This is a genomic window from Streptomyces kanamyceticus, from assembly GCF_008704495.1.
GTDB lineage: Bacteria > Actinomycetota > Actinomycetes > Streptomycetales > Streptomycetaceae > Streptomyces > Streptomyces kanamyceticus.
On sequence record NZ_CP023699.1, the window covers coordinates 4,991,263 to 5,015,286 of the forward strand.

Sequence of the window (24,024 nt, forward strand, 5' to 3'; positions counted from 1 at the left end):
CCGTACAGAAGGCCGCGGAGAGCGGCAGAGAGGCTTCGCATGACAGACAACCGGCAGCCAACAGACAACGGGCAGCCCCGCGTGCGCCGTTCCTTCTCCGTCATCGGCCACAGCCCCGACGTCGTGGAGCTGCGCACCGGTGTGTGGAACGCCAAGTCCTACACGCTCACCGACGACTCCCGTTCCGGCACCCTCTTCAACCTGATCAGCGGCCTCGACGGCACGCTCTCCCGGCGCGACCTCGCCAAGCGCGAGGGCGTCTCGCGGGTCGAGGTCGAGGCCCTGGTCGACCACCTCTACGGCCTCGACGCCATCGAGGAGGCTCCTGGCAACGCCCTGGACGCCTACCTCGCCGACATGGCCGCCCTCGGCGGCCGCACCGCGGAGCCCGTCGCGTCGGGCGTCGTCCTGCTCGGCGACACCGACCTGTGCGAGCGCACCGCGTCCCTGCTGCCCCCCGAGGTCACCGGCGACGTCCTCATACCGGGCGCCGACCACCCCGTACGCGCCCGCCTCGACGCCCTCGCCCCCGCCGTGCTCCACGACGGACTGGCCTTCGAAGAGGCCGTCGAGACGCTGCGCCCCTGGCGGGACAGCTATCTGCTGCTCGCCGAGAAGACCGTCGACCCGGTACGCGCCCAGCTCCTCAACCGGCTCACCCGCGCCGCGAGCATCGACTGGACGTACGCGGCGGTGGACGGCCCCTTCCTCTTTGTCGGCCCCACCATGCTGGCCGGGCGCTCCGCGTGCTTCGAGTGCTTCGAGACGCGCGTGACGATGAACCTCCGCGAGAGCGCCGGATACCAGCGCTACAAGACGGCGCTCGCCCGCTCCGCCGTCCTGGCGGGCGCCCCGCCCGTCTACGGCCCCGTGCAGTCCCTGCTCTGCTCGCACCTGGCGATGGAGGCGACCAACTACCTCAGCTGCGGCTCGACGTTCACCGTCGAGAAGGTCCTCGGCTGCTACCTGCCGAGCATGGAGATCGCCTACCAGGAGGTGCTTCCGCTGCCCGGCTGCCCCGGCTGCGGCCCGGTGCCCGAACGCGACGACGAGACGCTCCACTTCGACCCGCGCACCTGGCTGGAGGGCTGATGCGGCTCACGCTCCACCAGGACGAGGACACCCGCGTCCACCGGCTGCGCGCCCGCATGCACGGACCGCTCTGCGGGATCACCACGTCCATGGGTTTCCTGACGCGCTATCCGGGCGGACCCCGGCTCCTGGTCGGCACCGCCGACATGACGGGCGTGCACGTACGCCAGGACCAGCCGCCGCCGAAGGCGGGCAGCTATCACATCGGCGGCTACGGCATCTTCCCGTTCGAGAGCCACATCCGCTCGCTCGCCGAGACCCTTGAGCGCTACTCCGGATACGCCGCGGCCCTCGACGGACGCTTCGAGATCCATCACCTCTCGTACGCCGAACTGGCCGCACGGGGCGAACCGGTGCTGCCGCCGGACGCCTTCCGGCTCTTCACCGACGAGCAGTACGAGCGTGCGGGCTTCCCCTTCGACCCCTTCGACCCCGAGGCGCCCTCCGGGTGGCTGCGGGTCGGCTCCCTGACGGACGGCTCGCGGTGCTGGGTGCCCGCCCAGCGCTTCCTGCTCGGCTACGTCCGCGAGCGCGAGGAGCCCTGGACGCTGCCCGCCGTCACCACCGGCACCGCCACACACACCACTCCACAGGCCGCCCTGCGCGCGGCACTTGAGGAAGTCGTGCAGGTCGACGCCGCGATGGGGCACTGGTACGGGCGCACCGAGAGCGTCCTGATCCGTCCCGACGCCCGCACCCGCCACCTCGACGCGATCGTCGACACGTACTTCCCCGCCTCCGCCCCACGACCCGAATTCCACGCCCTGCCCAGCCCCGACCTGCCCGGCTTCACCATCGCCTGCCTGCTGCGCCAGCCGCCGGGGCTCGTGCCCGAGGTCGCCATCGGGCTCGGCAGCGGCGCCTCGCTCGCCCGCGCGATGTACCGCGCGCTCCTGGAGGCGGCCGGTGTGCAGTGGCTCGCCGCCTGGGTCGCGGTCGAGCAGGCGGTGCAGGGCACACCCGCCGACCAGGACATCTACGACCTGGAGGGCAACGTCGGCCTGTACGCCACGTCCCAGGGCGCGCGCACGGTGGAGCGACGCTTCGCCCTGCACACCGAACGCGCCGCCTCCGAACTTCCGCCGGACGACGACCGCCCGGTCAAGGAGGCCGTACGCACCCTGGTCGACGCCTTCGAGCACTCCGGGAAACAGCTCTACTTCGGCGATCTGACCACCCGCGACCTGCGGGCGCTCGGCTTCCACGCGATGCGGGTGTGGTCGCCCGACACGGTCAGCCTGCCGCTGCCCAGCGCCGTCCCGGCCGCGCACCCGCGCTTCGCCGACTACGGGGGCTTTACCGATGACGTCCCTCATCCATACCCCTGAGCTGCGAGAACCGGCACTCGCCGCGCTCACCCTGTGCGCGCTGTCGTGCCTGGCGCTCGCCTCACATCTGCACGTGCGCTTCTTCGACCACCGCGGCATGCACACGCTCCAGGTGTACGCCGCGGTGCTCGCGGTCGTCGCCGGGTGCGGGCTGCTGGTGGTCGGTCCCCGGGTGCTCGGGTCGGGCGTCGGCTGGGGGCTGCTGGTCAGCCCGCTGCTCGGCGCCGCCGTCGCGCCCCTCGTGGCCGCCGCGGACACGCTGATCACACGGCGGCTGGGGCGACGGGCCGCCCGCTCGGCCACCCGTGGCGGCCGGGCCCCCGCCACCGCGCCGCGCGCCCGTGCCACCCGCCCCGTCGGGCAGGCCGCACGCCTCGCGGGAGCCTCATCGGCCACGACGACCAAGCAGCAGTGGACACCGAGCCACCGGGACACGGACGTGGCGCTGCCGCTGGGCTGGCTGGTCGCGGTGGGCGTGCTGGAGGAGTGCGTGTTCCGTGGCACGCTCACCGGCGTCGCCCTGACCCAACAGGGCATCACGGCCCGGGTGTTGATCCTGCTCGCGGCGACGGGCGCGTTCGCGCTCTCGCACATCTTCTTCGGCTGGGCCCAGGTCGCGGCGAAACTCCCGCTCTCGGTGACAGCTCTCGCGATCACACTGGTGACGGGCAGCGTGCTCGGCGCGGTCGTGACACACGCGCTCTTCAACGTACGGATCTGGCGCTACCAGAACACGGTGCGCGGGGCGGTGGCGTCATGAGCGGCCCGGCGGTGGCGTCATGAGCGGCCCGGCGGTGGCGTCATGAGCGGCCCCGGGCCCGTGGTGGGCGGCGGACTCACGCTCGCGGTGGCGGCCGCCGCGTACGGGTTCCTCGCGCCGTGGCTCACCGGACGGCTGACCGGACTCGCCCCGGCCAGGGCGCGTTCCCTGGCGGCCGCCGCGGCCGGTGCCATGACCGTGGCGACCGCGTTCGCCGTCGGTGTCCTGTCCTGGAACCTCACGGCACCCGACGCCACGACGGTGCCGCTGCTGCTCATCGGACTCGCCCTGGGATGCGGGGAGTTCGCGGCAGCGGCCTTCCTGACCAGCGTCGTGGCGGACACCGCCGACGCCCTGCGCGGCACGCGCCCGGTGCTCGCCGCCGCGCGCAGGATGCCACGGCCCCGGCCCGCCACTGCCGCGGCGCGCACCACCACCGCCGCCGCCGGACGCACGCACTGGCTCGGACTCGCCCGTGGGCACGTGGCCGAGGAGGCGAGGGCCCGGGTCGCCGGGCCCGGCCTGTGGGGCGTCGTCGCGCTCGCCGCGGCCGTGCTCTGCGACGAGACCGTCTTCCGGGCGACGCTCACCGAGGCGCTCGCGGGTGCGGGTGCGTGGCTGGCCGTCGGCGTCGCGGTCCTCGCCCAGATCACCGTCGTCGTACGGGGCATGCCCGCCGGTCGGCGCCGCACTCCGGAGGCCTGGGCGCCCGCTCTACTCATGGCCACCGTGCACACCGTCCTGTACTGGCGCGGCGGCACGCTCGTGCCCCTGCTCGCGGCCGATGCCGCCTTCTTCGCCCTGCTCATCCCGACCGAAGGGAAGCGGCTGTTTCACGTGAAACAAGGAAGCGAGGAGCGAAGGGGTGAAGGAACGAGGAGGCGAGCGTTTCACGTGAAACAACGCTCTGCGGCAACCGGCGCAGGCCGCCGGTGATCTCGAAGCCCGACTGAGAGGAAAACACCGTGCAACACGGCATTTCACTGCTTCCGGACTGCCGTCCCGCCACCCGGGGCGCCCGCGAGTACTACGAGGACGTACTGCGGATATCCCGCCTCGCCGACGAGGCGGGGCTCGACTACGTGAAGATGACCGAGCACTACCTCAAGGAGTACGGCGGCTACTGTCCGAGCCCCCTGACCTTCCTCGCCGCCGTCGCCGCGCAGACCTCCCAGATCCGCCTCATGACCGGCTGCGTCCTGCCCGCCTTCCACCACCCCATCCAGCTCGCCGCGCACACCGCGATGGTCGACGCGCTCAGCGGCGGCCGCCTCGACGTCGGCTTCGCACGTGCCTGGATGCCGTACGAGTTCGCCGCGTTCGGGGTCTCCATGGACGAGTCCAGGGACCGCTTCAACCACACCATCGCGGCCGTCCTGCGACTGTGGACCGAGGAGAAGGTGAGCGAGGAGAGCCCCTTCTTCTCGTTCCGCGACGCCACCTCGCTGCCCGCTCCGGTGCAGCGCCCGCATCCGCCGGTGTGGGGCGCGGCGGTCCGCTCCCGGCAGAGCTTCGCCTGGCTCGCCGAGCAGGGCTTCGGGCTGCTCGTGACGCCGCCGCCCCGGCAGCAGGACCTGGCGGGCGTACGCGACCTCGTGGAGGTCTACCTCGACACGTTCGAGGACGTGCACGGCTCCACCCCCGACGGGCCTCGCCCGCGCGTGGCGGTCTCCATCCCGCTCTACGTCGCCGAGACCGACGACGAGGCGTACGAGACGGCCGACCCGCTGCTCCGCGAGTACCTGACCGTGTGGGCGGAGGCCGCGGAGGCATGGATGCACACCTCGTCCAAGGACTACCCGACGTACTCCCAGATGGCGCTGACCCTGCGCAACCTCGACATCGCCGACTTCCGCAGCCTGGGGACGGCGGTGGTCGGATCGCCCGCCACCGTCCTCGAACGGGCCCGCCAGCTACGGGACTTCCTCTCCGTCGACACCTTCCTGTGGCAGGTCGACTTCGGCGGCCAGGACGGGGCGACGATGGAGCGCAGCTTCCGGCTCTTCAGGGACGAGGTCCTGCCCCAACTGCGCTGAGGAGCGGGCGGCCATGGTCCTCTAACATAGTTAGAGGACCAGCCCGGTTCACCGGGGCGGAGCTTGCAGGAGGGAGCCGGCGCATGGGAGCCCAGCGTGCCGCGAACACGACCCGGCGACAGCCACGGCCCGCGATCACGCTGGAGGCCGTCACCGACGCCGCGCTGCGCACGCTCCAGAGGGACGGCCTCGACGCCCTCTCCATGCGCCGCCTCGCCGACGAGCTGTCCATCCAGGCGCCGTCCCTGTACTGGTACGTCCGCAACAAGGACGAGCTCCTCGACCTGCTCGCCGACGCCCTCCTCGCGGATCTGCGCCTGGACGCCCACGTCCGCACCGACGGCGACTGGCGGACCGAGCTGCGCGACATGATGCTCGAGTACCGCGCCTACCTGCTGTCCAAGCGGGACTCGGGCCGCGTGCTCGCGGGGCGGCTCCAGTTGGGGCCGCACTTCCTGCGCCATGCGGAGGTCATCCTCGGCGCGGTGCGCCGCGCGGGCTTCGACGACCAGGACACCGCGGACTCGCTCTACTCCCTGACGCAGTACGTCCAGGGTTTCGTCCTGCACGAGACGTCGCCGCTGTCGGCCGACGTGGCACGCGGCGCGGACCCCAAGGAGTTCCTTGAGGCGGCGCGCGAACGCCTGGCCGGGCTCTCCCCCGAGGAGTATCCGAACGTCGTGGCCGTCGGCGCCCGGCTCGCGCGCCCCGACATCGAGGCGCGCTTCACCTACGGTCTCGACCGCCTGCTCGACGGCTTGCGCAGCCGCCTGGAGAACCGGCACCACGACTGAGCCAGGACGGCGGTCGCTCCGCTCATCCCGCTATCGGCGATCGTTCTGCTCGTCCCGCGCCTGCCTGGCGTCCCGCTCGGCCTGTTCACGCTCCTGGCGCTCACGGTTGCGGGCCTGCTCCGCGTCCTGCTGACGCTGCAGCTCCCGCTGCCTGGCGCGGTTGCGGGCGCGCTCGACGGGATCGCCCTTCCACGGTGCTCGCATGAGATCTCTCCTTCTGTCGGCTTCTCGTCGACTTCTGTCGGCTTCTGTCAGACGGGCCTGGCGATCAGCACCGACTGCGGCGGCGTCGCCGGTACGACGCGCTCCAGCTCGAACCCGGCACGGCCGAGCAGCTCCCGCCACTCGTCCTCGCCGCGCTCACGGCCGTCGTTGTCGGCGAGCATCTCGATGTCGATGAGCTTCGCCCAGTGGAAGCCGTTGCCCGGCGGCACCACGACCTCGATGACGAAGAGCCGCGCGTCGTCGCCGCCCGCCTCGCGCACCCTGCGCAGCACGGCAAGGGCGGTGTCGTCGTCGAAACAGTGCAGCATGTTCTTGATCAGGTACGCGTCCCCGCCCGCCGGCACCTCTTCGGTCGCGTCCCCCGCCACCAGGCTTGTCCGGTCCACGACACCGAGCTCGGCGAGGCGCACCCTGGCCCGCTCCACGACGTGCGGACGCTCCACGAGCACGCCCCTGCTGTCCGGACAGTGCCGCAGCAGGGTGCCGAGCAGCTCGCCGTCTCCGCCGCCGAGGTCGACGAGCGTGCCGTAGCCGCTGAAGTCGATGGCCGGTGCCAGCTCCCCGGCCAGCTCCGAGGTGAGCTCGCCCATGGCCGACTCGTAGACGCCGCGGAACTCCACGTCCTTGTCGAGATGCTCGAACAGCGGCCGCCCGTGCGCCACTTCGAAGGCGGAACGCCCGGTGCGCACGGCTTCCTCCAGTTTCCCGAAGGAGTCCCACATGGGGCCCTGGTTCAGCATCAGGACCCAGTTGCGGATCGAGTCGAGCGCATCGGCCCGCAGGCTCCCGGCCATGGGCGTCAGTTCGTACGTCCCGTCCTCCCGCTCGGCGAAGACACCGACCGACGCGGCGGCGCGCAGACAGCGCCCCAGGGCACCGGCCCGCGCGCCGACCGCGGCCGCGAGGTCGTCCACCGTGCGGGGCCCGTCCACCAGCGCGTCCGCCACCCCCAGGGAGGCCAGGACGGCGATCGGCTGGGAGACCCACTTCGCCGCGGCCAGGGAGAGCACGCGGACGTGCGGGGGGTCGTAGGGCCCTCCGGGGAGACCTATCGGAGCGGCAGCGTCGGCAGTCACGTAACCCCCTGGATCCGGTGCCCGCAGAGGCCCCCGGGCACTCTTCCTAACAGTGTTAGATAGCCCCAGGCTAGCACCGGGCACCGGATCCGGCGGGCCCCGCAGCGTCAGAACTGGGTCAGTGCCCCCGTCGTCTGCACCTTTCGCTCCGCCCGCAGGAAGACCCGTCGGCCGAGGAGCACGGCCTCGGGCAGCACCGTAAGTACGGCGATGGGGTAGGTGACGCCGGGGTGTTCCCCTACCCCGCCACCGCCCCGGACCGCCCGCTCAGGCCCGGTCCGTCAGCTCCTCGGCGAACACCTGCGACAGGGGCTGCGGACCCACGTACTGCTGGCAGTTGCACTGACCGGCCTCGTACCTCAGCGGCTTCTTGTTCTCGTCCCACTCCGTCGGCGCCTCGACCCGCTCATGGCACCGCCCCTGCTTGTCGTGCTTGGCGAGGTGGTGCGTGCACCCGCACACCGGCTCCGGCGGCTGCTGCGCCGCTTCGAGGGCCAGCCGCTCCTGCTTCGCGGCCTCCAGGACCTCCATCTTGCGCTCGTGCCGGTTGCGCAGAGCGGTACGGACGTTATCGGCCACCCACGCGAAGCCACCCGTCCAGAAGATGATGAGCAGCACCCATATCCAGCCGTCCACCGGCATCCCCCTTCCCCGTGCGCCATCGAGGTTCAGAGTAGACCTCGTGGCCCCTCCTGACCTCGTACGGGAACCACTCCGGGCGCGCGGGGAGAACCAGAACGGTGCACCCGCCGCAGGGCGGACAAGCGGGCACGGATATGCCCACGCGGGCATGAGAAATGCCCCCTGGAACTGCGTTTCCGCAGGCCAGGGGGCATTTACTGAGTGGAGCCTAGGAGATTCGAACTCCTGACATCTGCCTTGCAAAGGCAGCGCTCTACCAACTGAGCTAAGGCCCCGAAAACGATGCACCGGACCGCGAGAACCACGTCTCCGGTGAGCACCGCAGACCAGAGTACCGGGTCACCCCCCGGATCTCGCAAAAGGATTGGGGGTCCCGGTCCACGACCACGCTCCGTAAGATGCTCGACGTGGTTCGCGGCAGCGAACCGCGGTCTTAGGGGAAGCGATGGGGAGACGCAATGGACGCCGCACAACAAGACACCACCGCGAGAGCACGAGAGCTCCAGCGGAACTGGTACGGGGAGCCGCTGGGGGCGCTCTTCCGTCGGCTCATCGATGACCTGGGCCTGAACCAGGCACGGCTCGCCGGAGTCCTTGGCCTGTCCGCCCCGATGCTCTCCCAGCTGATGAGCGGTCAGCGCGCCAAGATCGGCAACCCCGCCGTCGTCCAACGCGTCCAGCTCCTGCAGGAGTTGGCCGGTCAGGTGGCGGACGGCAGCGTGAGCGCCGCCGAGGCGACGGACCGCATGGACGAGATCAAGAAGTCCCAGGGCGGCTCCGTCCTCACCAACACCTCGCAGACAGCGACCAGTTCGGGCGCGCCCACGGTCAAGCGCGTGGTGCGCGAGATCCAGTCACTGCTGCGCTCCGTCGCGGCGGCCGGCGACATCATCGATGCCGCGGACTCCCTCGCCCCCACCCACCCGGAACTGGCAGAGTTCCTCAAGGTGTACGGCGCCGGGCGCACCGCGGACGCGGTCGCCCACTACGAGGCGCACCAGAGCTGAGCCGTCGGCCGGGCCGCCGCGCGGCCCGGAAGGGGAGCGGAGCGCGACCATGGGTGAGGTCTTCGCAGGCCGGTACGAACTGGTCGATCCGGTCGGACACGGGGGAGTCGGAGCGGTCTGGCGGGCCTGGGACCACCGACGGCACCGGTATGTGGCCGCCAAGGTCCTGCAGCAGAGCGACGCACACTCGCTCCTGCGGTTCGTACGGGAACAGGCCCTGCGCATCGACCACCCCCATGTACTCGCGCCCGCCAGCTGGGCCGCCGACGACGACAAGGTCCTGTTCACCATGGACCTGGTCGCCGGCGGCTCGCTGGCCCATGTGATCGGGGACTACGGCCCGCTGCCACCCCGCTTCGCCTGCACGCTCCTCGACCAGCTCCTCTCCGGCCTCGCCGCGGTCCACGCCGAGGGCGTCGTCCACCGCGACATCAAGCCCGCCAACATCCTGCTCGAGGCCACTGGCGCGGGCCGCCCGCACCTGCGCCTGTCCGACTTCGGCATCTCGATGCGCAAGGGCGAGCCCCGGCTGACCGAGACCGACTATGTGGTGGGCACGCCCGGCTACTTCGCCCCCGAGCAGATGATGGGCGCCGAACCGGACTTCCCCGCCGACCTCTTCGCCGTCGGCCTGGTCGCCCTGTATCTCCTCGAAGGTGCCAAGCCGGACGCCAAGGCGCTGATCGAGCACTTCGCCGAGCACGGCACCCCGCGCGCCCCGCAGGGCATGCCCGAACCGCTCTGGCAGGTCATCGCCACGCTGCTCCAACCGGACCCCCAGACGCGCTTCCGCACCGCCACGGGCGCGCGCAAGGCCCTGGCATCGGCCGCCGAGATGCTGCCCGAGCCGGGCCCGGACGACGAACTCGTCGAGATCTTCGACCAACTCGCGCCCCTGCCCACGGGGTTCGGCCCCGACGGTCCCCTCAACTCCGCACCACGGCGCACCCCCGCCCAGGGCTCGGTCCCGGCCCCGAGCCACGTGCCTCCCGCCCCGGGCCATGCGCCCGCTCCCGTGATCCCTGAGGCGCCCACCACGCCGCCACGCCCGATGGCCGCCCCCGCGCCGCTCCCCACGTCGACATCGCACCCGGCCTCGGCATCCGGTCCGCCCGTCACATCGGATCGGTCCTTCGGATGGGATCCGTCCCTCACGCCGGGCCCGCGTGCCGTCTCGGATCCGCCCACTGGCTCGAATTCGTCCACAGTGCCGGATCCATCCACCGCCTCGGCCCCGTCCACCGCCTCGGATACCGGCAGCTTCCCTCTCCCGCCGCCCCAGCAGCCGACCGCGCCGCCCTCGCCGTTCACTCCCCCTGCTCCGGTGCCCCCGCAGGCACCCACGCCCGAACCCACGCATGCGACCTCCCCCCATCAGGCCCACCGCGCCCCGGCCGACGACCCCTCACATGCCGCCGCCGTGACGTCCTCGGTGAATCGCCCCCACGCTCCTACTTATCCATACACCGCTCACGCCGCTCAGGTTCCGCCTCCGAGCCAGCCAGTTCCGAGCCAGGCGGCCCCGAGCCACGCGGCCCCAAACCAGGCAGCCCCGAGCCAGGTAGCCACTCAACCCCGCCCCGCGCACGCCCACTCCCACTCCCACTCCCGCGTCCGCCCGCGCCGACCGGGCCCGCCCGCGAAGGTGGCGGTCCCGATGCTGCTGATCGCGCTGGCCTGCCTCACCGTCGGATTCTGGGCCCTGGCACAGATCTGACAGGCCGCCGGCGAACCCAGATCCCGCTACCAGCCCCGCGGCGGCCCGAACTGCGCCGCAGGAGCTGCGGACTGGCCCGCTCCCGACACGGCCGAAGCCCTCCGCAGAGCCACGGCCGCCGCCCTCCGCCGCGCGATCAGCGTCCACACACCGAGGATCGCCAGCAGCCCCACACCGGCCCCGATCCCCCCGGCGGCGACCACCGCCATCACCCGGTCGTCGTACCCGCCCCCACCGGTCGAGGCGGCCGAAGCGTCCGACTCCCCACGCCTCGCGGCCTCCGTGTCCCGCTCGGTGACGCTGAACTCGTCGGCGGGCTTCGCCGTTCCGGCGTACGCGGGCCCCGGCCGCGGCGACCCCTCAACGTTGATCCGCAGCGTCACGTCCAGCGGCGCCCTGCCGAACTTCCGCGCCACGTCAGGGTTCAGATGGACCGACAGGTAGTACCAGCCCGCGAAGCGCATCGCGGACACCTTGCCCTCGGGGGCGAAACGGTTCTCGTAGGCGACCGGCGGCAGCGACCCCAGGGCCGTCACGTTCTGCTTTCCGTCGTACGCCGTGTCCGCGTCGTCGACCTGCGCCCGCACCGGATTGGCCAGGGACATGACCAGCGCGGTCGAGACGAACCCCCGGTCCTCGGTGAGGCCCCCGCCGGAACTGCCGAGCTCGGCACCGACCGAGAGGCTCTGTCCCCAGTCGACCGGAACCCGGTAGAAGCGCGTCTCCCCGGGCTCCAGCCGGTCCCCCCAGACCCCGTTCTCAAGCCCGCGCGCCTTGTTGAAGCTCGTGCCGCCCTCGCGCGGCTTCCGGGCGCCGGTCGGCGGCTCGGGGGAGGCGGAATCCCATGTCTCCGGAGGCTTCGTCGTCCCCGCCGTCCGCAGGGCGGGTTCCGAGGCGACGCGCAGCTCCAGGTCCCACTCCTCCTGGGTGGTCTCGGGATCGCTGATCCGCTCGACGAGCACGTAGTAAGTGCCCTCCCCTGTACAGCTCTTCTCGTCGGCACCGACCCTCCGGGACGCCGTCGCCGTGATGGGCCGTGCGCTCTCCGACGAGCCGAACCGCGCCTTCTCCGAGTCCAGGGGACTGCAGTTGTAGCCGTTGGCGTCCTGGACGGACACCTTGAGGCCGTCGGCGTACGAGACCTTCGTGCCGAGCTTCGGGACAGCGGTGGCGGAGACGTACGCGTTCTCCTTGGCCTTGAGCTCAAGACGGTAAAAACGCTGTCCCACGCGCGGGAGGGAGCTTTTGTACGTCGCCCCCGCCACGAGCAGGGGCCCTTCGACGTTGCTCACCGCTCCGTCGACCGCCTCGGCTCCCTCGGCGAAGGCATAGGGGCTCGGCGTCCCCGCGGCGGCGCCCTGCCCCTCAAGCCCCGCCACCACGCACATCGACATGGCGGCGACCGCGGCCGCCGCCCGACACCTGCCCCGCCGCGCCGCCCGGCCCCCGCCCCCTCGTGCCGCCCGGCCCTCGGTCAGCCGCCGCCCCATCACGCGCCACCCCTCGTCGTGAACCCAGCCGTCCCACCCATCCCGACCGTCCTGCCCGCGCGACGCCGCGGAAACACCACCACGAACCCGCCTTCGGCGGCCCCGCCCCACCCCTGACGTTCGCTTACGCAATCAACTCGTTCACACGAGCGAATATCGCGGGCACATGCGGCCGGTCCGGGCAACACGAAGCCCCGGCCGCAAAGCGACCGGGGCTTGTGAAGTGACTGTTGTCGATGCTCACGAACCCGTGGGCACGGAGTCAGTCGCCTCCGTCCACAGATCCTGCTCGGCGCGATCCGCCTGGATCTGGCGGTACACGAGGAGCCCGCCGATGGCGGCCAGTGCGACCAGGAGAAGCTTCTTCACCGTGCGACCTCGTCTTTCCTTGACGTAGGGGACTTCTGGCGCCCGACTATACACACCGATCGATATCGATCGGTGACCTGGATCCACCCCAACTACCGCCCCCCGCGCAGCAGTCGAACCGGATGCCGCCGCTCCCAGCGGATCCCGTCCATTGTGACTTTCGCCGCTCTTGCCCCTTCTCGGGGCCCTTGGGGCCATCCGGGTGGTGTTCATCTGAACATCGACGCGGCGCGTGCGTCGGTCCACCACTCTCGGCCCCGCATACACATCATGAGGAAAGTACGCAAATCGCCCAACCTGAATTGAGGGGCCATGACCGGCACCAAGGCCATGAAGCTGTGGACCACGATCGTCACCGCCTTGCTCGCGCTGTTCGCCGCGCTGGGACTCACCACGACGGCCACCGCGGCCACGGCGGTACAGGACACCACGAACGCACGCACCGCCACGGTGTGTGCACCCGCACCGGCCATGGCCCACTGGACGATGGCGTACGAACGGTCCTTGCCCCCGACGATGAAGCAGCGCATCCGCGCCGAGGCCCATGGATCGTCACCCAGCTGCCGGCACCTGCCCACGACGGACACGGAAGCCGAGGCTGAGACCGCCGCGCAGGAACCCGCACTCGCCGCGGAGCCGTAGTCACCACGGTGTCACCGGGCTCACCGCCCGCGCGCAACCAAGACTCCGAAGACCCCCGGCCCGCCCTACGGACCGGGGGTCTTCGCACGTCCGCTCCTACACCGCGACCTCCAGAAGCCGCCGCACGGCCCGCGACGTGTTCACCAGTCGCAGCCGCCGCCCCCGCAGCGACCAGAAATCGAGCACAAGGAAGAGCCCGGAATCGCAGAAGGTGACACGGGAGGTGTCCAACGTCAGACCGGTGTACCCCTGGGCGGCTGCCGACGCGAGCATCACGCGCAACGGACCGGCACTGTAGTGGTCGATCTCGCCCACGAGCTGGAGGGCCAGGGTGTCGCCGATCCTGACGCAGGAGAGGACGACTATGTCGCAGGGCGCGGCGTCAGCGCCCCTGCCCAGATCGGTGCGGCCGGAAGTGACGGTCAGTATCGGGCTGGTGGTTGAAGTACTCACGCCCCACCAACATCAACTCCACCCCACCAGGAAACGAGCAGATACCCCGCTTCACCCCTGTGAGCAGCACAGATCGCCGCTCCGGGGGACGGACACACGAAGAAGGCCGGTGAATCTTCCGATCCACCGGCCTTCTCGGCGTTACGCCACTGTGGGGCTGACAGGACTCATCGAAGACTCCCAGTCTTGCCTGCCATCTCACTTGCGCTGGGAGCCTCGCCCCGGGCGAACAGAAGCACCGAGCCTCGTGAACTCTGCTACGCCGCGTGCCGTCTCGGCGGTGATGGCCCAGCGTTCGTGGTCCCTAAGAGGTCATGTCCTCCAGCCCTCTTGAGAAGTTGCCAAGGCCATGACGCGCGCGCCTCCCCAGCTCATCAAGACCTCTTGAGGAGTCGTATCCTGAACCGCGTCGAACGACGGGACGGTGCGCAGCGATGGCGAAGGCCTACGAGACGATCGCGGACAAGCTTCGCGAGCAGATCCGCGCGGGTCAGTTCAGGCCTGGCGACCGCTTGCCGTCCGAGGCGGACCTCATCGAGAGCAGCGGCCGCAGCGGGCCGACCGTCCAACAGGCCCTGCGTGTCCTCCAGGCAGAGGGGCTGATCGAGAAGCGGCACGGCGTAGGAACCTTCGTTCGCCGGCCCCGCACACTCGTACAGCGCGACAACGCACGGCACCAGTGGGAGAAGAGCCGCGCTCACGAGCCAGAGACGAAGCGGCTGGAAACGGGCTCGACCGAGCACGACACCGGCCTGGAGGTCAACGACCTCGTCTTCCACGCCTCGTACCGCGAGACCGAGGCGCCCAAGGAGATCAGCGACGCCATGGGGGTCGCCGAAGGCACGCCGCTCGTGGAACGCAGCTACCGAACCCGGTACGGCGCCGAGCGCTCGCCCTTCACCTTGGTGACCTCGTACCTGGTCCGGAGCCTCGTCGAGTCCAACCCCGACCTCCTGGACGACACGAAGGAACCGTGGCCGGGCGGCACCATGAACCAGCTCTCCACGGTCGGCATCGAGATCGATCGGGTGGAGGAGCGCGTCACGGCTCGTCCTCCGGCATCCGAGGAAGCCGAGGAACTCGGCCTACCGCCCGGCACCGCGGTCCTCGTGCTCCGCAAGACCTCGTACGACATCGAGGGCCGGGCCGTCGAGATGTCCGACGTGATCTTGCCCGGCGACCGTACGGAAATGCTCTTCACGACTCACTTGGAAAGGTGGTGAGCCGTGAGCCGGCGCATCATCATCGTCACGGCCGTTCACACACCGTCGGCGCGCTTCCTGCCCGACGCGTACAAGTCCCTCTGCGAGCAGGAGTTGCCCGAGGGCTGGGAGTGGCACTGGCTGATCCAGGAGGACGGGACGACCGACCAGGTCGCGCCCCACGTCCCCGCCGACGACCGGATCACGTTCAAGCAGGGACGCCCGGGAGGCCCCGGGGTCGCTCGAACCATCGCTCTGGCTGGCGCGGACGGCGAGTACGTCAAGGTCCTGGACGCCGACGACCAGCTCGCGCCCGGCGCGCTGGCCCGCGACCTCGCAGCCCTCGAAGTCGACCGATCCATCGGCTGGGCGACGTCACGCGTACTCGATCTACTCCCCGACGGATCCACTGTCGGTTTCCCCGGTGACCCCGAGCACGGCCCTGTCGAGCGCAAGGAAGTGCTCGACTACTGGGCGTCCCACGACTACCGCGCGCAGGTCCACCCGGCGACACTCTTTGTCCGCCGCGATCTCCTCGTGGCCCTGGGCGGTTGGATGGCGCTGCCCGCGTCCGAGGACACGGGCCTCCTGCTCGCCCTGAACTCGACCTCCCGCGGCTGGTTCTCGTCCGAGGTCGGCTTGCTCTACCGCAAGTGGGAAGGCCAGGCGACCGGCCAGGCCGCGCACGTCGACACGGCGGAACGCGACGCGCGCATGGCCATCGTCGAAGCCAGGGCGCGGGCACTGGGCCACTTCCAGTGGCGCTACCCCATCAGCACTGATTGACCGGAACCTCGTAGACGATCTCAACCCGACAGCGACCCGGACGACGAGGATGGCCCTCAGCTTCCGGCATCGACTCAAGCGAGCGATTCGGCATCCACACGCGAGAAGACCAAGTCGGTCTCGCCCACTACCGGCCCCCTCCACCGCACAGCGGCCGACGGATGCCGCATGGCCCGCGGGTAGCCCTCGGGCCCGTAGTCGTTGACGAGCCGGTAGGTGTGGAAGCCGTGCTCACGCATGATGTCCAGCAGCTCGTCGACCGAATCCCCGAGTTGGGACATGCGATCGGGCGTGACCTCCACGGCGATCTCCACGTCAGGGCGAAGCTGCTCCAAGAGGGCCTTCATCCCTCGGACGACCCCTCCCTCCGCTCCCTCTACATCGATCTTGATGACACGCGCCCTGGCGACCTCGTCGGAGTCCAGGAGCTCCGACAGCGGGAGCGCCTCCATCTCGAAGGTGGACTCGGCAGGACCGTCGTAGGGGACTATCGAGTTCGCGCCCATGTTGTTGGAGCTGGCGAGGATGAACGTCAGCGTCTTCCGGCTGTCCGACACAGCGGCGTTGACCGCGCGGATGTTGTCGCAGCCGTTGAGCTCGGCGTGCTGCGTCAGGCGGTGATGGAAGGTCGGGGACGCCTCAATGGCCACGACCCGGCCCGTACTACCCACGAGCCGAGAGCCCAGGACGGCAAAGACCCCCACGTTGGCGCCGATGTCCACCAGCACGTCACCAGCGCTCAAACGGCTCTGCAGCCACCGCGTCATGCCCGGCTCCCAGCCTCCGAAGAGGTACAGGTAGCGCTGGATCAGGTCCTGGGTGTCGACCGCGAACCTGGCACCGAACTCCACGTCGACGACCCTCCGACGAGGGTGATCCCGGAGATGGGGATTCAGGAAGCGGGCGGCGAGCGCGCTCTTGAACAGCTCGCCGGGGGCCCGTCGTACATAGGCACGCCCAAGCGTGACCAGGGCCTCCGTCGTGGGGTTGCTCATCCGATCACCTCTCCGTCAGGGAACAGGCGAACCATAACGCTGGGGGCGGTGACGCCCCCAGCGATCAGCTATGAGCGGTGAGCGATGGCCGGTTCCAGGCGACCGGAGAGGCTGCTCAGTCCTGGTCGAACGGCAGGTCGAGCATGCGAATGGCGTTGCCACGGAGCAACTTGTACGCGACGTCTTCAGGCAGCCCGCCCACGTGCTCCTGTGCCACCTGCTTCGTGTGCGGCCACGTCGAGTCGACGTGCGGATAGTCCGTCTCGAAGGTCGCGTTGTTCACGCCCACGGTCTCGATCGAATCGACGCCGTGCTTGTCGCGGAAGAAGCAGCAGAACATCTGCCGGTAGTAGTACGTGGAGGGCGGCTCGGGGATCAGGTCCTTCACCCCGCCCCACGCCCGGTGCTCCTCCCACACGTCGTCGGCGCGCTCCAGGGCGTAGGGGATCCAGCCCATCTGCCCTTCGCTGTACGCGAGTTTCAGCCGCGGGAACTTCACCAGGACGCCGGAGAACAGGAAGTCCATCATCGACGCCATGGCGTTGTTGAAGGACAGCGCCGCCTGGACGGCGGGCGGGGCGTCGGGAGACGCGGCGGGCATCTGCGACGAGGACCCGATGTGCATGTTCACGACCGTGCCGGTCTCCTCGCAGGCCGCGAAGAACGGGTCCCAATAACCGGAGTGGATCGAGGGCAGCCCCAAATACGTCGGAATCTCGGAGAAGGTCACCGCCCGCACCCCACGAGCGGCGTTGCGCTTGATCTCAGCGACCGCGAGATCGATGTCCCACAGCGGGATCAGGCAGAGCGGGATCAGCCGACCACCGCTGTCGCCGCACCACTCCTCGACCATCCAGTCGTTGTAGGCCCGGACGCAGGCCAGGCCCACCTCCTTGTCCTTGGCCTCGGCGAAGGTCTGCCCACAGAAGCGCGGGAACGTGGGGAAGCAGAGCGAGGCCTCGACGTGGTTGAGATCCATGTCCTCGAGCCGCGCCTTGGGGTCCCAGCAGCCGCGCCGCATCTGCTCTCGGGTGATGCCGTCGAGGGTCATCTCGTCGCGGGAGAAGCCGACGGCCGCGATGATGCGCTTGTACGGGAAGATCTCGCCCTCGTACTCCCACCAGTCGGTGGTCTGGCCGTCCGGATCCGTCGTGAACTTGTACTTCCCGCCGACGTACGCGAGCTCGCCGATACCTGCGGTGAAGGGCTTCGGCCCACGGTCGCGGTACTTGCTCGGGAGCCACTTCTCGAAGAGGTGCGCGGGCTCGATCACGTGGTCGTCCACGCTGATGACCCGGGGGAGTTCCTTGGTGCCGACCTCGCTGTTGACCACTGCTGTGCCCCCTACTGCCTGCCGGTTTCCGAGACTCAAATCTGACGATCCATCAGATGGAGGTTATGGGCTCGCCTTGGCAACGGCAAGCGCCCGCCCGCAACTCGACCCCTTGCGCGATCCGCGCCGATCCGCTGAACTGACGCATCGTCAGGTCATGTTGAGGAAGGGCTCTCGATGCAGACGATGTGGCTAAGCGGAGCCGAGCTGTTGGCTGTGCTCCGGATCGGGCTCGGCTTGTGGTGGCTTGAGAGCTGGCGCCACAAGGACAAGAAGACGTGGTTCGGCGGCGGGGGTATCGGCTGGGCGGCCGGCATCGCGGAGAAGCACCGATGGACCGCGGTACGCAGCGGCTTCGACGTCGTGGTGAAGCCCCGCCCGCAGACCATGGCCTACGTCGTCGCCTACGCGGAACTGGCACTCGGCCTCGGCCTGATCTTCGGCTTCCTCACACCGATCGCCCTCGTCGGCGGGCTCCTGCTGAACCTGATCTACCTCGTGCTGATGATCCACGACGTGGCGGAGCAGGGGCAGAACCTGATGATGGCGCTGATCTCGGTCGTGGCGCTGTTCGCGTCGAGTTGGCAGGTGTGGTCGCTGGATGCGGCGCTGGGGATCTTCTGACCGGACCCGGTAAGTGGCCTTGTCCACGGGCAGGTCGTAGAGGAAGTCGGCGTACTTGAGGTCGTCCAGCTCCCATTCGGCGTCCGTGAGGTAGCACGTCCACGGGGTCGGCCGACCGGGAGCCCACGGGTAGGTGCGGGTGATCATGCCGGTGTCCCCGTCGAGGGAGTCGCCCTTGCCGAGGACCGGTGTGCCGTCGTCCGCGTAGACGTACTCGCGCACCGCTTTGCCGTTCTTCGCGGTGCCGCATCGACCGGCGGGAGCGATCGGCCCGAGTTCGTAGGTGATACGGCGGAGTCTGACCTTCAAGCCGCGCCGCTTGTCCTCGGGCAGTTCCCAGGCCAGGTGGACGCGCATGGGGAACTCGGCGCCGTCCCACCGCGAATTACGGACTGCTTGCGGCCACCTCAGCCACGACCTCGTCGTAGCCGGGCATGCCTGGGGCCGGAATCGAGGAGCAAGCGGCGAGGAAGCCGTCCCGGTCGCCCGCGCTCCGCTGGCGCTCGCCGAGCTGGTCCCACCGGTCCGTGCACGCCTGCTCGCTTGGACTCGAGTAGGCGGGTGGTGCGCCCTCGGCGATCTTCTGCCGTTGCAGGGCCAGTTCGGTGTCTCCAGCCTGGCGAACTGACGGACCCCGCCAAAGCGTCAGGCCGAAGACACTCCCGGGATTCAAATAGGCCGGATTCAGCCAAGGTCTCCGCCACCATCCTGCCCACCTCACCGATGGACCTTTGGTATGCAAGGCCGCCTGACCTTGGCCGTTGGTCCGTATGGGCAGATATACGCCAACTCTTGGGAGTTGAGAGAGATCTGAGGCGGAATTATGCAGAACAGCACTCACCGACGCAGATTTGGCGCAGCAGTTGCCACCCTTGTTGCCGCGGCAATCATCGGCACGGGAGTGTCCGGATCGGCGGCCGCCGCCGACCGCACGCAGGAGAACACCTCACAGGCTTCGATATCCGCGGTCATAGCGTCAGGCCCGACCACCGACTCCGGGCTGGCTGACGTGAGCGATGCGGAAGGCGAGGCCGCGGTCCAGCGCGCGTTCGACCTCATCGGCTCCATCCCCGAGTCGCTGATACAGAGGGTCGAAGCAGGCGACCAGGACGCGCTTCGCGAGGTGGGTGAATTTCTGAACCAGCACCCTCAGGCCAAGGTCGCTGTTCAGGCCTTCGGATGGTTCGGATGCGCGACCGGTGTGGCGAAGTTCGCCGCCGAGAACGGGATCGGCGTCGCCAAGGCCTGGAAGCTCGTCAAGAACGGCAAGAAGGTGGCAAAGGCCGTCTGGGCGTACGTAAAGCACGGCAAGTACCCTGGCAGCATCGACGAGGACATCGCGAACCTCATCATCAATTCCACCGGGCTCCCCGCCTTGGCTCACGCATGCCTGTAGGCGCAAGGAGGGAAGGTGCCTCCCATGGAGCAGAACTCGGACCCACAGGCGCAGGACTCGGCTGACGAGCTCGATGCCGCCACCAGCGGGGCCGTCTACACCATCACGTTCCTGCTCATCGCGTACATCCCCGCGACTTTCATCGGTGAACTCTTCGGCAATCGCGGCGTGCCCACGTCCCCCTGGCTGATGGCACCGGTCGTGGGGCTGGCGCTGGCCGTGATGATGCTGGTCGAACCACACCTGCAGAGTCGCTCGTGGTGGTCGCGGGTCGACGACGTGTGGGGCGTCCTCCTGATGGGCCTGAGCGTCGTGGTTCCGATCGTCGTCGCGGTGGTGCGGCCGATGTCCCTGTGGACGTGGCTGCCGCCACTGGTCCCCACGGTGCTGTCCTTCGTACCCCTCGTGTTCGCCTGGTGGTGCGTCAAGCGATGGCACCGGCATCTGCGGAAGCGACAGCGACCCCAACTCGGCCCGTTCAAGCCTGTTCCACAGATCAACGAGACAGAGTCCAAGAGTCCTGAGCGGGACTGACGAGGACCACACACACGAACATCACTGGGACGCCCGTGGTCCACGGGCGTCCCAGTCCGTCACCGCGGAACCCCCTGAGCGGATCCGCAAGCACTGACAAAAGAGCTGAAACATAGGCAGGTGTCACACCGGTCACAGAGTCACGCCCCCTGCTGTTGGCCGCGAACCGCCGTGCCAAGCCGTGACACCCCCTGTTTCAGCAATCCCCCCGCCCCTCCCCGACCGCACTCATAAGATCGTCCAGTCATCTTTAGGAGTGCTGCTGACCTTGGGGGGCCGGTGGGAACGGGCGAGCAGCTCGTCACGATCGCCGCGGTGCTGCTCGGTGCGCTGTCGACGCACCTGACCAACTTCCTCATGGAGCGAAGCCGTCGCAAGCACGAGCTGCTGGTCCGGTGGGACGACAAGAAGGTCGCCGCGTACGAGGGTTACATCGACGCCGTCCGGTCCTGCGTCTTCCTCGCCGTTCATCTCTACGAGATTCGAGAGGGCCTCCGCGAGAGCCAGCAGAGCGAACGCGATGTCCGCGTCGAGATGGCGGAGGCCGGCCACCTCCGGGGGAGGGCCTTCGAGCGTCTCCTCCTCCTTGGAGGCGACGACGTCATGGAGGCCGCACACGAGCTCAACGCCGTGGCACTCAAGATCGACTGGCAGGCAACCGGCAAGCTGCCCGGGGCGCTTGAGGACTGGCGGGATCGCAATCGGGCCGTCTTCCGGGCCATCAACACCTTCCACGACGCCGCGCGCCAGGACCTCGGCGTCAGGGGACGAGTCACAGGCGATCAGCACCAGGAACGTGATCTATTGCTGCCGCCCACTCAACGAGAGGCGTAGCGCGTACTCAGAACCACGCCTTGGGGCCGAAGGCGAGCAGCCCGATCAGCACCCCCGCGCCCAGGCCTGGAAGGAGTGCTCGCCCCTTCGTCGGCTCCGGTGTCGTCATGCCCCGCGGAGTAGCCCCAACCAGGCCGGGTGTAGCTCCCCTTTTGGAAGGGCGGGAGGAACTGAGGCTTGGCTCAATCCGGCCTTCTGGGCTGCTGATCCGATTCACCGCGGATGCGCCATGTACCGCTTGGCTGGTGCCAGATGAGACGAACCCGTCCCGCATCGGGTCTGCGTGCGGTCAACTCGCTCAGGTCGAAGGAGGAGAGGGCTTGAAGCGCCTCGTCGGACACGTCGGACGACAGGTACAGGGTGATGCCTGTATCCGGGTCGTCGACTATGACGAACCGTGCCTCTGTCTGGTTGGAAACGCTGGCTGGGCCGTTGGCACTGCGGTTTCCCCGGGGCCTGAGGGGCAGGCGGCGGATCAGTTGGCGGGCCTGTGCGTATGCGTCCTCGGCCGCTTTGGAGACCAGTGTCTGAATGAAGGGGAGCACGGCCGTGGTCACCAGGGCCGTGAGTACGACTTGCTCGCTGACGTGGTACGGAGGATGGACTCCGCCGGCGTCGGATTCTCGGAGCAGACGGGTTTTGATCTCTCTGGCGTGCCGACGCCACTGTTCTGCCTCGTCGTCGCGTCCTTGGTCCGTGAGGAATCGAGCGAGCTTCTCCCCGGCCTGAACCGCTGTCCATTCCCGGGCGCTTGCAGCGGCGCTCCGGAACCAGTGCTCTGCCTCTTCGAGCTGCCCCTGCTCGATGAGGCGTCGGGCAAGCCTCAGTTGCTCGTCACCGTTTCCGTCTTCAGCTTCCGCTCGCTGCCATGGCTCAGCTTCCTCGAACCGCCGCTGTTCTCGCAGGAGGCGCAGGAGCTCACTTCTGAGGTGACGATGCCCTGCTGATGCGCCATGCCGGAGCCATCGCTCGCGCTCCTCAGGGCTCTCCGCCGAGCGGGACAACGCCGCTATGGCGTCTTCCTGTCCGGCTTCGGCCGCTTTCACTTTCCAGCAGCGAGCCTCGTCCGACCATCTCGTGGACTGCTTCACGAACTCCGGATCCCGGCGAAGTTCCGCCAGCTTCGCGAGATCAACGCAATACGCCCCGCCGAGCGCCATGGTGATGCAAATGCGAGACAAGCAGACCATTCCCTCGGGGTCACCCATCTCGGCGGCCGCACGCGCCCACGGCTCGGCCTGTTCAGCCTGGTCACTCTGGTGTAAATGCCCAGCGAGGAGCACCATCGCCCGCAGGTCGCCGTCCTCGGCGGCCACAAGAAGGTGGCCCAGGTGGAAATCCTGCATGTCCGTCCGCCCCTCTCGGCCGCGACCGAGTGAATCGATGTCCCTGGAGTTACAACAGCCACTCGCGTGAAGGGACGATGGCACATGACACCGTGGTTGCGGCGCGATCGGCTCACGCGGCCCGTGCAGGCCAGGCCGGTGCCGTAGTGGCCCCGCAGGGCGCTTCCTTCGGCGGGTGCGAGTCGGCGCATGCGAGAGAAGTGACGGTCGTCAGCTGACCGTGGGCCAGGTGGTCAAGGCTTCGGAATGCCGGGTGCCCCGCGACTCATCACGGACGGTCTCCCAACCGGTCTTGGGTACGACCGGTGCGGCCACCTGGCTCGCGCGCGGCTCTGGTCTGTTGTGGGGCGACGTGCCACCCTGCCCGACACATCCGTTGTCCACCGCCGTGGACAACGTTGGGGCGGCTGGAGCACGACGCTCCGCCGCTGTGCGCGCGGACATGGAGGTGCCGGTGAACGAGCACAACCACGAAGAGCGGGAGCCGACCGCGGTAGCCCTCAGGGCAAGCCACGCCGCCCGCGCCGAGAGCGCTGCGGCACGCGCGGCAGCCCTTATCCCCTACGTCGAGCAGCTCGGCTCAGATGGCCACGCGGACGCCGCCTGGAAGATCGCTCACGCAGCGCGCGTGGCGGCGCAGGCCCTTGCCGTGCTCTCCGAGAGCGCGCCCGACCCGGCCGCGGACTCGCGCTGTGCTCGGAACGCGGCCGCGTCGGCCGCGCAGGCCTCACAGATGGGGCAGCTCGTCGACGCCGACGCCGAACTCTCGGCTGTCGCCTGCCGGGCCGCACTCAATGCCTCACAGGCTGCCGGAGTTGCGGCGGGGGCAAAGTACCTGGGTACGGACGAGGGGCTGAACGCCGAAGCCGACGCAGCGGAGAAAGCCGCCGTCACCGCGGCCGTGAACGCGGGATGGGTCCGCCCCGGCGAGGCCGTCCCCAGCGTGGCGACCGGCGTACGGAGCCCTGAAGTGATGTCCATGATGCACCTTTGACAGGCCCCAGCCTCGCCCAGCGTTCGTGAAGGCCCGGGCTTCGGTGCGAAAGAACATGAGCTTCGTCCGCCGCGTCGTATCGGCACCGGTCCCTCCCCTGTGGGGACCGGTACCGAACGACGCGGGCGAAGTCGATCCGCGCTATGTCGGCGTATCAGCGCGGATCGAGGAGAGACCGGTCCGCGGGCGACGCGAAGACGGTCCGGATGTGGTCGGCCTTAGCGGCCTCATGAGTTCGCGCGACGGGATCGTCATCGCGACTTTGTTAACTCCGGCGGAAACCAGCCGAGATCATGCAGCGCCATGTCTCACCTCTCCGAGCGCCCGAGGCGTTGGCCTGCCCTGACGC

25 protein-coding genes and 1 tRNA gene are annotated in these 24,024 nt (G+C 69.4%); 16 read left to right on the top strand and 10 right to left on the bottom strand.

What is annotated here, in order from left to right; genetic code table 11:
* Positions 1–39: 39 nt before the first annotated feature.
* The 6 genes from CP970_RS21110 to CP970_RS21135 all read left to right on the top strand — a co-directional run bounded on the left by CP970_RS21110 (position 40) and on the right by CP970_RS21135 (position 6,010).
* Positions 40–1,092, top strand: a complete 1,053-nt coding sequence (locus CP970_RS21110) for a TOMM precursor leader peptide-binding protein (RefSeq protein ID WP_150493699.1) — start codon at positions 40–42, stop codon at positions 1,090–1,092.
* Positions 1,092–2,420: a YcaO-like family protein gene (locus tag CP970_RS21115; protein ID WP_055553439.1), complete on the top strand. Its 1,329-nt coding sequence runs from the start codon at positions 1,092–1,094 to the stop codon at positions 2,418–2,420. The genes CP970_RS21110 and CP970_RS21115 overlap by 1 nt, the downstream gene beginning before the upstream one ends.
* Positions 2,395–3,180, top strand: coding sequence for a CPBP family intramembrane glutamic endopeptidase (locus tag CP970_RS21120; protein ID WP_055553438.1), 786 nt, complete (start codon positions 2,395–2,397; stop codon positions 3,178–3,180). Before CP970_RS21115 ends, CP970_RS21120 begins: the two co-directional genes overlap by 26 nt.
* A gap of 42 nt (positions 3,181–3,222) precedes the next feature.
* Positions 3,223–4,116, top strand: a complete 894-nt coding sequence (locus CP970_RS21125) for a CPBP family glutamic-type intramembrane protease (RefSeq protein WP_055553436.1) — start codon at positions 3,223–3,225, stop codon at positions 4,114–4,116.
* A gap of 29 nt (positions 4,117–4,145) precedes the next feature.
* On the top strand, positions 4,146–5,216 hold the full coding sequence (locus tag CP970_RS21130; protein WP_055553434.1) for an LLM class flavin-dependent oxidoreductase: 1,071 nt from the start codon (positions 4,146–4,148) through the stop codon (positions 5,214–5,216).
* Between the two features lie 83 nt (positions 5,217–5,299).
* Entirely contained in the window at positions 5,300–6,010 is a 711-nt protein-coding gene (locus tag CP970_RS21135) for a TetR/AcrR family transcriptional regulator C-terminal domain-containing protein (protein WP_055553431.1), read from the top strand.
* A 30-nt stretch (positions 6,011–6,040) separates the two neighbouring features.
* Here the strand turns inward: CP970_RS21135 and CP970_RS44270 are convergent, their stop codons facing one another.
* From CP970_RS44270 to CP970_RS21150, 4 genes are all read right to left on the bottom strand, one after another.
* Positions 6,041–6,214, bottom strand: coding sequence for a hypothetical protein (locus CP970_RS44270; RefSeq protein ID WP_157877789.1), 174 nt, complete (start codon positions 6,212–6,214; stop codon positions 6,041–6,043).
* A 47-nt stretch (positions 6,215–6,261) separates the two neighbouring features.
* On the bottom strand, positions 6,262–7,311 hold the full coding sequence (locus CP970_RS21140; RefSeq protein ID WP_150493701.1) for a methyltransferase: 1,050 nt from the start codon (positions 7,309–7,311) through the stop codon (positions 6,262–6,264).
* 267 nt (positions 7,312–7,578) lie between these two features.
* Positions 7,579–7,947: a hypothetical protein gene (locus CP970_RS21145; protein WP_150493703.1), complete on the bottom strand. Its 369-nt coding sequence runs from the start codon at positions 7,945–7,947 to the stop codon at positions 7,579–7,581.
* Between the two features lie 208 nt (positions 7,948–8,155).
* A tRNA-Ala gene (locus CP970_RS21150) sits at positions 8,156–8,228 on the bottom strand.
* Between the two features lie 183 nt (positions 8,229–8,411).
* On the opposite strand from CP970_RS21150, the gene CP970_RS21155 reads away from it, so the two are divergent.
* Positions 8,412–8,960: a helix-turn-helix domain-containing protein gene (locus tag CP970_RS21155; RefSeq protein WP_055553425.1), complete on the top strand. Its 549-nt coding sequence runs from the start codon at positions 8,412–8,414 to the stop codon at positions 8,958–8,960.
* 49 nt (positions 8,961–9,009) lie between these two features.
* Positions 9,010–10,677, top strand: coding sequence for a serine/threonine-protein kinase (locus CP970_RS21160; protein WP_150493705.1), 1,668 nt, complete (start codon positions 9,010–9,012; stop codon positions 10,675–10,677).
* A 26-nt stretch (positions 10,678–10,703) separates the two neighbouring features.
* On the opposite strand, the gene CP970_RS21165 is transcribed toward CP970_RS21160, so the two are convergent.
* The gene (locus CP970_RS21165; protein ID WP_191094939.1) at positions 10,704–12,167 is read right to left on the bottom strand and encodes a hypothetical protein; all 1,464 of its coding nucleotides are present in this window, start codon (positions 12,165–12,167) and stop codon (positions 10,704–10,706) included.
* A 240-nt stretch (positions 12,168–12,407) separates the two neighbouring features.
* The gene (locus tag CP970_RS45035) at positions 12,408–12,536 is read right to left on the bottom strand and encodes a DLW-39 family protein (protein ID WP_003999697.1); all 129 of its coding nucleotides are present in this window, start codon (positions 12,534–12,536) and stop codon (positions 12,408–12,410) included.
* A 312-nt stretch (positions 12,537–12,848) separates the two neighbouring features.
* Here CP970_RS45035 and CP970_RS21175 point away from each other — a divergent pair, with 312 nt between their 5' ends.
* Positions 12,849–13,178 carry a DUF6344 domain-containing protein gene (locus tag CP970_RS21175; RefSeq protein WP_055544649.1) on the top strand — a complete coding sequence of 110 codons (330 nt, stop codon included), beginning with the start codon at positions 12,849–12,851 and terminating at the stop codon, positions 13,176–13,178.
* Between the two features lie 96 nt (positions 13,179–13,274).
* On the opposite strand, the gene CP970_RS21180 is transcribed toward CP970_RS21175, so the two are convergent.
* On the bottom strand, positions 13,275–13,631 hold the full coding sequence (locus tag CP970_RS21180; protein WP_055544648.1) for an STAS domain-containing protein: 357 nt from the start codon (positions 13,629–13,631) through the stop codon (positions 13,275–13,277).
* A gap of 434 nt (positions 13,632–14,065) precedes the next feature.
* Here CP970_RS21180 and CP970_RS21185 point away from each other — a divergent pair, with 434 nt between their 5' ends.
* Both CP970_RS21185 and CP970_RS21190 read left to right on the top strand, forming a co-directional pair.
* The gene (locus CP970_RS21185) at positions 14,066–14,854 is read left to right on the top strand and encodes a GntR family transcriptional regulator (RefSeq protein WP_055544647.1); all 789 of its coding nucleotides are present in this window, start codon (positions 14,066–14,068) and stop codon (positions 14,852–14,854) included.
* A 3-nt stretch (positions 14,855–14,857) separates the two neighbouring features.
* Positions 14,858–15,619, top strand: a complete 762-nt coding sequence (locus tag CP970_RS21190) for a glycosyltransferase family 2 protein (RefSeq protein WP_055544646.1) — start codon at positions 14,858–14,860, stop codon at positions 15,617–15,619.
* A 74-nt stretch (positions 15,620–15,693) separates the two neighbouring features.
* Here the strand turns inward: CP970_RS21190 and CP970_RS21195 are convergent, their stop codons facing one another.
* Both CP970_RS21195 and CP970_RS21200 read right to left on the bottom strand, forming a co-directional pair.
* Positions 15,694–16,614, bottom strand: coding sequence for an FkbM family methyltransferase (locus CP970_RS21195; RefSeq protein ID WP_055544645.1), 921 nt, complete (start codon positions 16,612–16,614; stop codon positions 15,694–15,696).
* 115 nt (positions 16,615–16,729) lie between these two features.
* Positions 16,730–17,947 carry an amidohydrolase family protein gene (locus CP970_RS21200; RefSeq protein WP_055544644.1) on the bottom strand — a complete coding sequence of 406 codons (1,218 nt, stop codon included), beginning with the start codon at positions 17,945–17,947 and terminating at the stop codon, positions 16,730–16,732.
* Between the two features lie 177 nt (positions 17,948–18,124).
* Between CP970_RS21200 and CP970_RS21205 the strand changes: the two genes are divergently transcribed.
* The 4 genes from CP970_RS21205 (at position 18,125) to CP970_RS21220 (ending at position 21,335) form a co-directional block, all read left to right on the top strand.
* Positions 18,125–18,571, top strand: coding sequence for a DoxX family membrane protein (locus tag CP970_RS21205; RefSeq protein WP_055544643.1), 447 nt, complete (start codon positions 18,125–18,127; stop codon positions 18,569–18,571).
* An 823-nt stretch (positions 18,572–19,394) separates the two neighbouring features.
* A complete protein-coding gene (locus CP970_RS21210; protein ID WP_150493707.1) occupies positions 19,395–19,967 on the top strand; it encodes a hypothetical protein in 573 nt (190 codons plus the stop codon).
* 24 nt (positions 19,968–19,991) lie between these two features.
* Positions 19,992–20,501: a hypothetical protein gene (locus CP970_RS21215; RefSeq protein ID WP_055544641.1), complete on the top strand. Its 510-nt coding sequence runs from the start codon at positions 19,992–19,994 to the stop codon at positions 20,499–20,501.
* Between the two features lie 279 nt (positions 20,502–20,780).
* Positions 20,781–21,335 carry a hypothetical protein gene (locus tag CP970_RS21220; protein WP_107098838.1) on the top strand — a complete coding sequence of 185 codons (555 nt, stop codon included), beginning with the start codon at positions 20,781–20,783 and terminating at the stop codon, positions 21,333–21,335.
* A gap of 182 nt (positions 21,336–21,517) precedes the next feature.
* Here CP970_RS21220 and CP970_RS21225 read toward each other — a convergent pair whose 3' ends face one another.
* Entirely contained in the window at positions 21,518–22,681 is a 1,164-nt protein-coding gene (locus tag CP970_RS21225; protein ID WP_055544640.1) for an SEL1-like repeat protein, read from the bottom strand.
* Positions 22,682–23,135: 454 nt separating this feature from the next.
* Here CP970_RS21225 and CP970_RS21230 point away from each other — a divergent pair, with 454 nt between their 5' ends.
* On the top strand, positions 23,136–23,675 hold the full coding sequence (locus tag CP970_RS21230; protein ID WP_150493709.1) for a hypothetical protein: 540 nt from the start codon (positions 23,136–23,138) through the stop codon (positions 23,673–23,675).
* Positions 23,676–24,024 lie beyond the last annotated feature (349 nt).